Annotated in this window: 12 protein-coding genes; 7 read left to right on the top strand and 5 right to left on the bottom strand. The window is 67.3% G+C overall.

Annotated features, from left to right (window positions below; all coding sequences use genetic code 11):
• Window positions 1–10 precede the first annotated feature (10 nt).
• Window positions 11–853, top strand: a complete 843-nt coding sequence (locus tag ACIA12_RS30070) for a helix-turn-helix transcriptional regulator (RefSeq protein WP_396370544.1) — start codon at window positions 11–13, stop codon at window positions 851–853.
• Window positions 854–877: 24 nt separating this feature from the next.
• Here ACIA12_RS30070 and ACIA12_RS30065 read toward each other — a convergent pair whose 3' ends face one another.
• From ACIA12_RS30065 to ACIA12_RS30055, 3 genes are read right to left on the bottom strand one after another with little or no spacing between them, the layout of a single operon-like run.
• Entirely contained in the window at window positions 878–2,176 is a 1,299-nt protein-coding gene (locus tag ACIA12_RS30065; protein WP_396370543.1) for an ABC transporter substrate-binding protein, read from the bottom strand.
• 23 nt (window positions 2,177–2,199) lie between these two features.
• Window positions 2,200–3,123, bottom strand: a complete 924-nt coding sequence (locus ACIA12_RS30060) for a carbohydrate ABC transporter permease (protein WP_396370542.1) — start codon at window positions 3,121–3,123, stop codon at window positions 2,200–2,202.
• Window positions 3,104–4,045 carry a carbohydrate ABC transporter permease gene (locus ACIA12_RS30055; protein WP_396370541.1) on the bottom strand — a complete coding sequence of 314 codons (942 nt, stop codon included), beginning with the start codon at window positions 4,043–4,045 and terminating at the stop codon, window positions 3,104–3,106. Before ACIA12_RS30055 ends, ACIA12_RS30060 begins: the two co-directional genes overlap by 20 nt.
• A gap of 77 nt (window positions 4,046–4,122) precedes the next feature.
• Between ACIA12_RS30055 and ACIA12_RS30050 the strand changes: the two genes are divergently transcribed.
• Both ACIA12_RS30050 and ACIA12_RS30045 read left to right on the top strand, forming a co-directional pair.
• Window positions 4,123–5,157, top strand: a complete 1,035-nt coding sequence (locus tag ACIA12_RS30050; RefSeq protein ID WP_396370540.1) for a LacI family DNA-binding transcriptional regulator — start codon at window positions 4,123–4,125, stop codon at window positions 5,155–5,157.
• Between the two features lie 36 nt (window positions 5,158–5,193).
• Window positions 5,194–6,051 carry an alpha/beta fold hydrolase gene (locus tag ACIA12_RS30045; RefSeq protein WP_396370539.1) on the top strand — a complete coding sequence of 286 codons (858 nt, stop codon included), beginning with the start codon at window positions 5,194–5,196 and terminating at the stop codon, window positions 6,049–6,051.
• Here ACIA12_RS30045 and ACIA12_RS30040 read toward each other — a convergent pair.
• Window positions 6,021–6,713 (bottom strand): CHAP domain-containing protein, encoded by a 693-nt coding sequence (locus ACIA12_RS30040; RefSeq protein ID WP_396370538.1) that lies wholly within the window; start codon window positions 6,711–6,713, stop codon window positions 6,021–6,023. The two genes, ACIA12_RS30045 and ACIA12_RS30040, sit on opposite strands and share 31 nt — an antisense overlap.
• A gap of 169 nt (window positions 6,714–6,882) precedes the next feature.
• Here ACIA12_RS30040 and ACIA12_RS30035 point away from each other — a divergent pair, with 169 nt between their 5' ends.
• Both ACIA12_RS30035 and ACIA12_RS30030 read left to right on the top strand, forming a co-directional pair.
• A complete protein-coding gene (locus tag ACIA12_RS30035; RefSeq protein WP_396370537.1) occupies window positions 6,883–7,575 on the top strand; it encodes an NBR1-Ig-like domain-containing protein in 693 nt (230 codons plus the stop codon).
• A gap of 146 nt (window positions 7,576–7,721) precedes the next feature.
• Entirely contained in the window at window positions 7,722–9,593 is a 1,872-nt protein-coding gene (locus ACIA12_RS30030; RefSeq protein ID WP_396370536.1) for an alpha/beta hydrolase, read from the top strand.
• A gap of 50 nt (window positions 9,594–9,643) precedes the next feature.
• On the opposite strand, the gene ACIA12_RS30025 is transcribed toward ACIA12_RS30030, so the two are convergent.
• Window positions 9,644–10,153, bottom strand: coding sequence for a GbsR/MarR family transcriptional regulator (locus ACIA12_RS30025; RefSeq protein WP_396370535.1), 510 nt, complete (start codon window positions 10,151–10,153; stop codon window positions 9,644–9,646).
• Between the two features lie 96 nt (window positions 10,154–10,249).
• On the opposite strand from ACIA12_RS30025, the gene ACIA12_RS30020 reads away from it, so the two are divergent.
• Both ACIA12_RS30020 and ACIA12_RS30015 read left to right on the top strand, forming a co-directional pair.
• The gene (locus ACIA12_RS30020; RefSeq protein ID WP_396370534.1) at window positions 10,250–11,170 is read left to right on the top strand and encodes an ATP-binding cassette domain-containing protein; all 921 of its coding nucleotides are present in this window, start codon (window positions 10,250–10,252) and stop codon (window positions 11,168–11,170) included.
• The gene (locus ACIA12_RS30015) at window positions 11,167–12,765 is read left to right on the top strand and encodes an ABC transporter permease (RefSeq protein ID WP_396370533.1); all 1,599 of its coding nucleotides are present in this window, start codon (window positions 11,167–11,169) and stop codon (window positions 12,763–12,765) included. Before ACIA12_RS30020 ends, ACIA12_RS30015 begins: the two co-directional genes overlap by 4 nt.
• Window positions 12,766–12,773: the final 8 nt, after the last annotated feature.

Here is a 12,773-nt window from a genome sequence, read left to right as displayed (position 1 = left end):
CGTGGTAGTCATGACGGATCAGCGGCGGGAGGAGCTGGCGAGCTTCCTGCGGAGCCGGCGGGAGCGGATCGCGCCGGAGGAGGTCGGGTTGCCGCGGGGGCGGCGGCGTCGGACTCCGGGGTTGCGGCGGGAGGAGGTCTCTCAGCTCGCGGCGATCGGGACGACTTGGTACACCTGGCTCGAGCAGGGTCGCGACATCCAGGTCTCCGCCGAGGTGCTGGACGCGATCGCCCGGACGCTGCGGCTCGACCAGAGCGAGCGGGAGCATCTGTTCGCACTGGCTGGGGCAATCGATCCAAGCCCGGCCGGCGCCTTCACGCCGGTCACCGACGCCCTGCGCGACCTGCTGGATCAGCTTGAGCCGCTGCCGGCCTGCGTACAGAACGGCCGGTACGACCTGCTCGCCTACAACCGCCCGTTCAGCCGGCTGATGTGCGACCTCGACGCGGTCCCGCCCGAGGATCGCAACGTGATCTGGCTCGGGTTCATGAACGAGCAGTGGAAGGCGACCCTGCCCAACCTGGAGCAGACGCAGCGCGCGATGGTCGCCAAGTTCCGCGCCTCGATGGTGGAGAGCCTCGGCGACCCCAGCTGGAAGGCTCTGCTCAAGCGACTCCAGACCGAGTCACCGGAGTTCAGCAAGTACTGGGACGACCACGAGGTACTGCGCCCCGGCAACCAGCTGAAGGTCTACCACCACCCGCTGGCCGGCGTACTGCGCCTGTCGGCGACCAGTCTCTGGACCGAGCCCGGCGCCAACCGTCCGCGCCTCGTCACCTACACCCCCGTCGACGAGGAGACCCGGGAGAAGTTGCACCTTCTCGCCGGGCCTCCTCCGCTGGTGACCGTCTAGCCCCGCCTGATCAACCCTGCCTGATCAGCCCTGCGACTTGATCAGGTCGTTGATCTTCCCGACATAGGCCTGCAGATCGGAGACCGGCTTCTTCCCGCTCAGGATCGGCTGGTACATCGCCGTCGTCAGGTCGCCGACCTGCGAGGCCCACTGGGTAGTGAAGCGAACGCCGACCGTCTTCTCTGCTGAGAGATCCGCTTTGACCGTGTCCACGACAGTGCTCTGATTTGCCTTGGTCAATGCGTTGAAATAACTCTCCTGCGCCGGCGTGTAGGCCGGCGGAGCGACCGGCGAGGCCGGCAGTACGGCGTCCCACACCTTGGTGTTGAAGTACTGCAGCACCTTGTACGTCGCGTCCTCGTCAGCCGTGTACTGCGGCGTGCAGATCCCCACCGAGTCGTACAGCGTGGCCGGCGTCGTCACCTGCGGGAACGGCGCGAACCCGTACTTGATCTTCGGCTTGTCCGTCTGGAACCCGGCCGCCAGCCACTGCCCGCCGAACATCATCGGCACCTTGCCGCCGGAGAACAGCGCCGGCACGTTCGACGCGTCGTACCCGGGCGGCGCCACCGCGCCGGACTTGATCGCCGCGGCGAGCTTCTCCACGCCCTCGACGTACTTGCCGTCGGCCTCCGCCTTGGTCGGGTGGTTCACGTCGTCGGTGAACGGTGCGCCACCAGCGGACACCGCGTACATCGACATCGTGAACGGCGCGTCCGCCGAGGTCAGCTGATCCGCGACCAGCCCGTACTTCGCTCCGTTCTTCCCGGCGAGCTTGCCGGCCGCCGAGTACATGTCGTCCCAGGTCCAGCCCGACTTGGGCTCCGGGATGCCGGCCGCCTTGAACGCGTCGGCGTTGTACCAGACGCCGTACGTGTTCATCAGCGACGGCAGGCCGCCCATCTGCCCGTCGCTCGTCTTCCAGTTCTTCATCGCCGAGCCGACGAAGTCGTCCGCCTTGAGGCCGCCGTCACCGCTGTCGACCCGCTTCGACCAGTCGACCAGCAGGCCCTGCGATGTGTACTGCTGCTCGGTGTCGTTGCCGCACCAGAACAGATCGGGCAGCTTCTTGGCCTGGGTCAGCGACGCGAGCTTGTCGCCGTACCCGCCGCTCGGGGTGTCGACGAGCTGCACCTTGACGTTGTCGTCCTTGAATCCTTCGAGTGCCTTCTTGATGGCGGTGTTCGTCTCGGGGGACTCCCACGTCATCACGGTCACGGTGACCGGCCCGTCGGACTTGCCGCCGGAGTCCGAGCCGCTGCAGGCAGCCGTTGCCGTCAGCAACCCGGCGCAGGCGAGGGTGGTGCCGATGATCGCTTTCACTGTTGTGCTCCTCAGGGGGTGAGTCACTTCTGCGTCGTGCTGCCCAGCGAGCCGAGGCCCTGGATGAAATAGCGCTGCGCGGCGAAGAAGAGGATCAGCGGCGGCAGCATGTAGAGCAGGTTGGTGGCCATGTAGTAGCTCCAGTTCGGCGTCTGCCCGGCGAACGGTGAGACGAACTGCGCCATTCCGACCGACAACGGCCACTTGTCGGCGGAGTACAGGTAGACCAGCGGATTGAGGAAGTCGTTCCAGGACGCCTGGAAGGCGAGGATCGCCATCGTGATCCAGGCCGGCCGGGTCAACGGCAGCATCACGCTGACGAAGATCCGCAGGTGCCCGGCGCCGTCGATCTTGGCCGCCTCGTCGATCGAGTAGGGGATGGCCAGGAAGTACTGCCGGGCCAGGAAGATGAACAGCGGGTTGCCGCCGAAGAAGGCCGGCACGATCAGCGGCAGCCAGGTGTCGTACCAGCCGATCGACTTGTACAACTGGAACAGCGGGATCAGGCCGACCACGCCGGGCAGCAGCATGCTGCCGACGAACAGGTAGAACCACACCTTCCGGCCGGGGAACCGCAGCCGCGCCAGCGCGTAGCCCGCCATCATCGCGGTCATGACGCCGCCGAGCACGCTCAGCACGGTGATGATCGTTGAGTTGAGCAACAGCCGCGGGAAGTGGATCGCCTGCGGGCCGTCGAGGAAGTTGCGCCAGTGGAAGTCGTGCGGCAGCAGCCTCGGCGGCACCTCGAAGACGGCGTTGCGGCTCTTCAGGCCGATCGTGATCATCCACAGCAGCGGGACGATCATCACCGCGCAGATGAAGAGCGCGGTCGCGTACCACGTTGTAGTGCGCAACGGCCTTCTGCCGGTACTACGCCGTGGCCGGTCGACGGCGCGGGTCAGGGCGGGCGCGACGGTCTCGGCGGGGTCAGTCGGGAGTGTTGTCACTGTACGTCCAGAGCGAGGAGAACTTCGCGGTCAGGGCGATCACGGCGATGATGACGATGAACAGCACCCAGACCTGCGCGGAGGCGTAGCCGAGCTGCGGAACCCTGCCCAGGTTGGAGAATCCGTTGTTGTAGATCGACAGCATCAAGACGCTGGTACTGAAGCCGGGCCCACCGTTGGTGAGGATCTTGGGCTGGTTGAAGGTCTGCAGCGCGGCCGTGGTCTGCAGGATCACCTGGAGCAGCATGATCGGGCTGATCATCGGCAAGGTGATCCGGAAGAACACCGAGTACGGTCCGGCGCCGTCGACGCGGGCCGCCTCGTAGAGCTCGGTCGGTACCGCCTGGAGCGCGGCCAGGAAGATGATCATCGTCCCGCCGACGCCCCACAGCATCACGATCACGATCGACGGCATCGACATCGAGGGGCTCTGCAGCCACAGGCTGGTCGGCAGATGCAGCTTGTCGAGGATCGTGTTCGCCAAGCCCACTTGGGGATTGAGGATGAACTTCCACAGCGTGATCGTCGCGACGGCCGGCAGTACCACCGGCAGGTACGCCAGGGTCCGGACGATCCGGACGCCGGCGAAGCGCTGGTTGCAGAACATCGCGAGCGCCAGGCCGAGGGCCAGCGACAGCGGCACGTAGAGGACCACCAGGTACCCCGTTGCCCGCAGCGACGGCCAGAACGCCGGATCGACGGTGAACAGCCGGCGGAAGTTGGCCAGCCCGACGAAGACGGGATCGGTCAGGCCGTTGTACTTGGTCAGCGACAGGTAGAACGAGCGGACCAGCGGATAGACGACGAAGACCGTGAAACCGATGATCGCCGGTGCGATGAACAGATAGGCGGCCTTGACGTCCGAGCCGGCGTTGCGGCTGAATCCACCGCGCCCGCCGCGACTCCGTCCGTCACGATTCATCCTGCCTCCTGGACGGTAACGTTTCCAAAGTTTACTGTGAGGTGACGATGCCGTGCCCTGAGAGGGAAGTCAACCCTGTGTCCGAAACGTTTCCAAGACCAGCCGAGTCCGCCCGGCCGACGATGATCGACGTGGCCAAGCGGGCCGGTGTCGGGTTGGGCACGGTCTCCCGGGTGGTCAACGGCGGAGCCGGTGTGCGGGACGAGACCGCCAGCCGGGTCCGCGCGGCGATCGACGAACTGGGGTTCCAGCGCAACGAGGTCGCCCGGGCGCTGCGGCCGGGCAAGAAGTCGTCGAGCCTGGCGCTGGTACTCGGTGACCTGACCAACCCGTTCTACGCGACGATTGCCAAGGCGTCGCTCGAGGTCGCCGGGCAGGACGGGTTCGCGGTCGTGCTCGGCTCGGTCGACGAGGACCCCGAGGGGGAGCGGCGGGCGATCCAGGAGCTGGTCGGGCGGCAGGTCGCCGGGTTGATGATCGTCCCTGATCAGGGCGACCATTCGTTCCTGTCGGGCGCCGGCGTACCGGTGGTGTTCGTGGACCGGCCGGCGCACGGGATCGAGGCCGACATCGTGATGGTCGACAACGAGGGTGGTGGCAAGCTCGCCACGGATCACCTGCTGCAGCAAGGGCATGAGCGGATCGCGATCCTGCTCGCTCCCTCGTACTACACGACCGGGCGGCGGTTGCGCGGATACCGGCGGGCTTGCCGGGCGGCCGGCGTCGAGGTCGACGAAAGCCTCGTCATCCAGCTCCCGGAGGGCACCGCGGAAGCTGCTGAGAAGGCGACCCGCGAGCTCATGCACCGCCCCGACCCGCCCACCGCGTTGTTTGCCTCCACCAACTTCCTCACCGAAGGCGTACTCCGCGCTCTCCGCGAGGTCGACGCCGAGCCCGCGGTCGTCGGCTTCGACGACTTCAGGCTGGCCGACATGCTCCCCACCCCGGTCACCGTCGTCGCCTCCGACATCGCCGAACTCGGCCGGATCGCGGCGCGCCTGCTGCTGGATCGGGCCGCGAAAGCGGACACCCGCCCACCACAGCGCATCGTCCTGCCTTGCCAGCTGATCCAGCGGGGCTCCGGCGAGCGTTCTGCCACCGGCAAAAAGTAGGCCCGTTCAGCTGGCGGATTGAGTAGCGTCGGCGAGGTGATCAGCCTCGTCGATGACCTGCCCGTGTACTACGAGTCCTTCGGCGCCGGCCGCCCGATCGTGTTCCTCCCCGGCTGGGGCAACGCCAATGGCGAAGGCCGCGACGTCCACGAGCCCATCTTCGCCAGCCATCCCGGCTGGCGCCGCATCTACCTCGACCCACCCGGCACCGGCCAGACCCCGTCCCGCCCCTGGATCAAGAACCAGGACGACATGCTGGATGTCCTCGCCCGAGCAGTCGACGACATCGTGGCCGCCGACCCGGCTCCTGCAACCGCCGACCCGGCTCCTGCAACAGGCGACCCGGCTCCTGCAACCGGCGACCCGTCGGCTGCGCCGTCGTTCGCTTTGGCCGGCACGTCGGCGGGCGCGCTTCACGCGCGGGGAATCGTCCACCGCGACCCGACCCGGATCCTCGGCCTGCTTCTCCGCGTGCCCGGCGTGATCGTGGATCGCGCCAAGCGGACCCTTCCGGCTGACGACCCGTCGGTCTGGGACGACGACTACCGCGCCGCCAACCAACGAAAACAAGCCTTGTATTACGACGTGGCCGAAGCCATGGCCGACCTGCAGTTCCTCGCCGCCATCCAGACCGACGTGGCGAAGTACAGCCTGAGCATCGACCCCCGGACCCGGCTGGATGCGCCGACGCTTATCGTCACCGGCCGCCAGGACGTGATGACCGGCTACGCCGACGCGTGGGGCCTCCTGGAGGACTACCCACGCGCGACGTACGCAGTACTGGATCGGGCCGATCATGATCTCCCCATCGACGACCACGGCTTGTACCAAGCCCTGGTCGACGACTGGCTGACTCGGATGGATCAGAAGTTGGGCCAGGCCCAGCCGAGGTAGGAGTTGAAGTAGGGGAGTTTGGCCAGGCCGATCTTGCCGTTGACGCTGGTGGCCCAGAAGTAGCCGTCGCCGCGGGAGACGCCGACGTGGCCGTAGGGGGCGGCCAGGTCCCAGAAGACCAGGGCGCCCTTGGGTGCGTTCAGGTCGCGGTGGGCGACGCCGCGGGCGACCGCGTCGTTCCAGTCGGCCTTGGCCGAGGCCCAGATGCCGGTCTTGCCGTAGGAGTTCTCGGCGGCCATTTCGCAGTAGCCCTGGAAGGCGGTCGAGCCGTTGCGAGCGGAGTACCAGTTGATCGCGTTGTCGGCGCGCGGGTTGCTCGCGCACAGCGGGGCGACCAGGCCGCTGCTGCCGGTGTTGACGTACGAGTCGGAGATGAAACCCTTGCCGGGGACGTGATCCCAGACCAGGCTCCGGCCGTACTTGCCGGTGACCGGCTCGCCGTAGAGCTGGCAGTCGATCTGGACAGCGCCGTTGGGCTGGGTGCCGACCGAGCCGAAGGTGGTCGCGTTGCCGGAGCGAATCGTCACCCCGAGCCCTGAATCGGTGACGACGGTGCCGGTGGCGGCCTGGGCCGGCAGCGCCGCGCCGCCGAGGACGGCGACACCGCCGAGAAGAGTGGTAACTGTGAGCCTGGCGAAGGTACGGGTGAGGGCGGTCCGCATGGTCGTGGCCTTTCTGGGAGTGATCTGTCGCTCGGAGTGGGCGGATCCTTGGCGATCTGGCACTGCACCCCACAGAATCAGAGCGTCACGGAGTTGTCGCAGTAGGCAACGAAAGCGAGTAACCGAAACCAGGTAGTCTCCGTGAACTAGTGACACTGGGGAGTTCGCCGTGAGGCCAGCGCAGGCGAGGTACGTGATCGGCAGCCGGATGCGAGAGCTGCGAGAGGCTGCCGGGGTGCCGCTCACCCGCGCGGCGGTGTTGTCCGGCTGGGACAAGGGCCATCTGTCGAGGGTCGAACGCGGCCACACCAAGCCCAGCCGTGAACTGATCGAGTGGTACGACGATTCCTTCGGCGCCGGCCGTGCCCTGGTCAACCAGCTGATGGAGCTCGATGCGGCCGTACGGGCCGGCAAGGACATGTCGATGCGCGACCTGCGCCGTCGCGACTCGCTCCCACACCCGACGCTGCTGGGTGGGTCGGTACCGGCCGACCATCATCCCGAGGACCGGGCGGAGCTCGTCGGCGAGACCGTGCCGGACGGCACCCGGGTGATCCGCGATGAGGAGTTCGAGAAGACCTGGGAGATCCGCAACAGCGGCGAGAGCAACTGGCACGACCGCTGGCTCACGAGACAAGGAGCAGCCGGTACGCCGGGGTGGCTCCGCTCGCCGTCACGCGCCCGACTGCCGGACGCCGTACCGGGTGAGGTCGTGACGGTGCGAATGCGGCTGCAGGCGCCGTCCCAGGTCGGCGCGTCCACGGCTTATTTCAAGGTCACCGACGAAGCCGGCCGGCTCTATTACCCAGGCCTGGAATCCCCGCCGGTGTACTGCACGATTTTCACCGTCTACGAGTTGTAGCTCCCACCTCACCACCTTGTTACCTCCCACCTCACCACTTTGTTCTTGCGTGTTTGCCCTTGAGGTTGGGCCAATGGGTGTCGCCGACGGTGCCGGGCCGAATACGTTGACGACTTCCCGTCCGCCTGACACAGGGAGATCTCAGCGTGCCCAGCCCCCGCAAACTCGCGGCCGCCGTTGCCGTCGCATTGCTTGCTCCGTTGCTGACGGCCACTACCGCCGCCACCGCCACCGCCGCCTCCGGGCCCAAGGATCCGGCCGTGCCGGCGATCCCGCAGCGTTATCTCGACCAGCCGATCAACTGGTCGGTCTGCGCGTTCGACGCCACCATCAAGCGGAACTACCCGCAGGCCCCGACCACCAACTGCGCCAAGGTCAACGTGCCGATGGACTGGGCGCACCCGGACGCGCACCCCGACATCCAGGTCGCCATCTCGTACAGCAAGGCCACCGGTACTTCGAAAGGCCTGCTGACCAGCAACCCCGGCGGACCCGGTGGCGCCGGCCTCAACCTGACCGCCAGCCTGGGCGTCTCGAAGCCGCAACTGTTCAGCGACTTCGACCTGTTCGGCTTCGACCCCCGTGGCTTCGGCACGAGCACGCCGCTGCGGTGCCTGGCCTCGGCCGAGGACATCGCGGCGCTGCCGGTGACTCCCGACTACAAGGAACGCACCAAGCTGACCCACCAGGTGGAGGTCGCCGAGGCGAAGTTCTACGCCGACGCCTGCTCCGCGACCGAGTTCGGCCAGTTCGTCAGCAGCCAGCAGACCGTCTACGACATGGACTTTCTTCGGGCCTTGTTCAAAGCCCGGCAGCTGAACTTCATCGGGTACAGCTACGGCACCTGGCTCGGCGGCTGGTACGCCGACACCTACCCGTCGAAGGTCGGCCGGTTCGTGCTCGACTCGAACATGGACTGGACCCACACCCAGTGGGACAACGTGAACTTCGACCCGTTCTCCGGCCAGCGTCGCCGCGACACCCAGTTCTTCCCGTGGATCGCCCGGCACGCCGACCAGATCAGCGGGTTGGGCAGTACGCCGGCTCAGGTCACTGCGAAGTACAACGGAATCCGCGCCTCGCTGACCACGCTGGTGAAGGCGGGGGAGAGCTCGGTCCGCGGGGACAATCTCGACGGGTTGATCTACAGCGCGATCTACAACAACACGCGTTTCATCCGGGCGACGCTGGACGTTCTGGTGCACGACGAGTTCACGAAGGCGCCGACGGCGTCGGGCAAGATCGAGCTGGCGCAGGTCGACGCGGCGTGGGCGCGGCTGTCGCCCGAACTGCAGAAGTTCGACACGCTGGCGGCACTGCGGACCCGGTACGGCGTGACGCCGGCTCCCACGGCGAGTGCTGTCGCGGCGACGCAGGTTGACACCTTGCGGTCGATCATCGCGGACGCCAAGGTCTCGGCGGCTCGCGCCAAGTCGGGTGACGAGCTGGTCAACGTCGGAGCGATCAGCACGACGGTTCGCTGCAACGACACGGCGTGGAGCAAGGACACCAGCTTCTACCTCAAGGAAGCCGATCGGATGGCGAAGAAGTACGACTTCTTCGGCTATCTGAACGGCGTCCCGATGTGCGCCTTCTGGAAGTACGCCCCGCAGGACCGCAAGCTCGACCTGACCGGGTCGCCGCGAATCCTGATCGTCCAGAGCGAGATGGACCCGGCGACCGCCTATGAGGGTTCCCTGCGCACCCACAACGACACCAAGAACGCCACCCGCTTCGTGGCGATCGACGACGAAGGCCAGCACGGCCAGTACATCCTCGGCAACCGCTCCTCCTGCGCCGAGCAGATCGGCGACCGCTACATCTTCACCGGCGAACTCCCCGCCAAAGACCAGTTCTGCGGCACCACCCCGCTACCGGGCGACCTCTCCGTCTACCCCGTCAAGGGCCCAGTAGACGGCAAGTCAGTCCACCTCCCGAAGTCAAAGACGACCGGCCCCAAGGCAAACCCACTGCTCCAGCAGGTAATGGATACCGTCGCAGCCAGCACACTGCGGTAAGTACGGAGTACTAGCTGCCGGGCATCTCGTAGTACGAGGTGCCCGGCAGTTCAGCTGTTGTCTTCTGCTTCTATTTCGGCGTCGATTTCTGCCTTGCGTTTGATCCAGCGGTCGCTGAGGCCTTCGACCTCTTCCTGGATGAACTCGACGAAGCCGATGGTCGCGCGGATTCGGCGGCTCGCTTCGGTGCGGGCGCCGACGTACGGGAGCATCTGGCGCAGGATCTCCTCCCAGCGGCTGAGGCCGCGGTCCTGGCTCATCATCGACTGGTACCAGAAGTCGTCCATCACCACGTAGACGTCGCGCCGGCTGCCCGGCTCCCGCTCGCGGCTGGCCAGCCGGAGTTGCAGCAGGTAGTTCACCGCGCCGGAGATGGCGGCAGGGCTCGCCTTGAGGCGCTCGGCCAGCTCGGCGGCGGTCAGCCGGCCGTCCTCGCTGGCCAGGATGGCGGTGAAGGCCCTGGCCGACATCCGCGGCCAGCCCTGCTCGGCCAGGGTGTTGCCGAACTGCTCGGCGTACCGCTGGACAGCCGCTTCGTCTCGCTCCATCGCTGCACTCACCGCCCCATCATCTCCTCCCGGCACCCAAAAACCTGACGCGTGAGAATCCTGTTAGTAAGATTCACAAACTTCTGAATGAAGTGTACGTTATGAATCATGACATCAGCCATAGTGGTCTCCGGACTGCACAAGTCGTACGGCAGCACGCACGCCCTCGACGGTCTCGACCTCGATGTCGCGACCGGTGAGGTGCATGGCTTCCTCGGCCCGAACGGCGCCGGGAAGTCGACCACCATCAGGGTCCTGCTCGGCCTGCTGAAGGGCGACGAGGGGGACGTGTCGCTGCTCGGCGGCGACCCGTGGCACGACGCCGCGAAGCTGCACCGGCGGCTCGCGTACGTCCCTGGTGACGTGAACCTGTGGCCGAACCTGACCGGCGGCGAGGTGATCGACCTGCTCGGCCGGCTCCGCGGCGGGCTGGACCCGAAGAAGCGCGACGACCTGCTCCGCCGCTTCGACCTGGATCCGACCAAGAAGGGCCGGACCTACTCGAAGGGCAACCGGCAGAAGGTCGCGCTGGTCGCGGCCCTCGCCTCGGACGTCGAGTTGCTGATCCTCGACGAGCCCACCTCCGGTCTCGACCCGCTGATGGAGGAGGTGTTCCGGCAGTGCATCGAGGAGGAGCGGCACCGCGATCGCACCGTGCTGCTGTCGAGCCACATCCTGTCGGAGGTCGAGGCGCTCTGCGACCGGATCAGCATCATCCGGCGCGGCAAGGTCGTCGAGACCGGCACGCTCGGCGACCTGCGGCACCTCACCCGGACGTCGATCCAGGCCGAGCTGGCCTCGTCGCCGAACGGGCTGGCCAAGCTGCCCGGAGTACACAGCCTTGATGTCGAAGCCAATCGGGTGCGCTGTGAGGTCGACACCGCGCAGCTCGACGGGTTGATGAAGCAGCTCGCGGCGAGCGGGATCAAGAGCCTCGTCGCCCAGCCGCCGACGCTGGAGGAGCTCTTCCTGCGGCACTACGAAGACGACGCGGCCCCCTCGCAGGACCCTGTGGCGGCGTCGCGATGAACGACTTCGCTGGTACTTCGACCCTGATCCGGCTCGCGCTGCGGCGGGACCGAGTGCTCCTTCCGGTCTGGATCCTGGTCTTCGTCTCGATGGCCGCGGGTTCGGCCAAGGCATCGATCGACCTCTACCCGGACGTCGCCTCGCGCGTCGAGGCAGCCAACACCTCGAACTCCTCGCCGGCCCTGGTCTCCTTGTACGGAAGGATTTTCGACCCCTCGTCGCTCGGCGAGCTGTCGCTGTTCAAGCTGACCGCGTTCGGTGCCCTGCTGGTCGGACTGCTCGGGGCGATGCTGGTGGTCCGGCACACCCGGGCCGAGGAGGAGAGCGGCCGGCTCGAGTTGCTCAGCGCCGGAGTGCTCGGCCGGTACGCCGCGTTGACCTCAGCGCTGGTCGTCTCGGCGGGAACCGTAGTCGTGCTCGGCCTGCTGACCGCGCTCAGCCTGATCGGTACCGGCCTCCCGGCCGCCGGCTCCTTCGCCTTCGGGCTCACCTGGATCGTTGCCGGGCTCGCCTTCGCCGGCGTGGGCGCATTGGCGGCGCAGCTGACCGAAGGCGCCCGTACGGCCAACGGCATCACTGCGGTCGTGCTGGGCGTCAGCTACATCCTCCGGGCGGCCGGCGACTCGGCCTCCGACGGCGGTACTGCCTGGATCTCCTGGTTGTCGCCGATCGGCTGGGCCCAGCAGATCCGCGCGTACGCCGGCGACCGGTGGCTGGTCGCGCTGCTTCCGCTGGCCTTGCTGGGCCTGCTGGTCACCGCTGCGTTCGCGTTACTGCGCAGACGCGACGTCGGCGCCGGCCTGGTCCGGCCGCGGCCGGGGCCTGCGACGGGTGCGGCGTCCCTGCGGTCACCGCTCGCGCTGGCGTGGCGGCTGCATCGCGGTTCGCTGTACGCCTGGGGAGCCGGCTTCCTGCTGCTCGGCTTCGTGGTCGGCAACATCGCCTCGAACGTCGAGGGCTTCGTCACCAGCGACAGCGCCCGCGACATGGTGGAGAAGCTCGGTGGCGTGAACGGGATCACCGACGCCTTCCTCTCGACCGAGATGGGTATGCTCGGCCTGCTGGCTTCAGCCTTCGGCATCCAGGCGGCGCTCCGGCTCCGCTCCGAGGAGACAGCCCTGCGCGCGGAGCCCTTGCTGGCAACGGGTGTCAGCCGCTACCAGTGGCTGGCCAGCCATGTACTGATGGCACTGCTCGGTACCGGAGTACTGGTCCTCGTAGGCGGCCTCGGCTCCGGTATCTCCAGCGGCGCCTCACTAGGCAACATGGGCCGGCAGGTGCCGCGCATGCTGGCCGCGGCAGCCGTCCAGCTCCCCGCCATCTGGCTGGTCACTGCCCTGGTTGTCCTGCTCTTCGGCCTGGCCCCGAAGTTGGTCATCGGAGCGTGGGCTCTCTTCGGCGCCTTCGTGCTGATCGGCCAGTTCGGTCCGTTGTTCGACCTGCCCCAAGGCCTGATGGACGTCTCGCCGTACGCCCATACTCCTCGTCTCCCGGGCGGCGACTTCTCGGCTACTCCCGTCGTTGTCCTTGCTGCGATAGCCGCCGCTCTTCTGCTGACCGGCGCGACCACCTTCCGCCGCCGAGACATCGGCTGAGGCTTGGC

Origin of the sequence: Kribbella sp. NPDC051620, from assembly GCF_044453825.1 — a bacterium.
In the GTDB taxonomy this organism is placed as follows: domain Bacteria; phylum Actinomycetota; class Actinomycetes; order Propionibacteriales; family Kribbellaceae; genus Kribbella.
The sequence above is the reverse complement of the archived record's forward strand: the minus strand, read 5'-3'. Positions and strand labels throughout refer to the sequence as shown.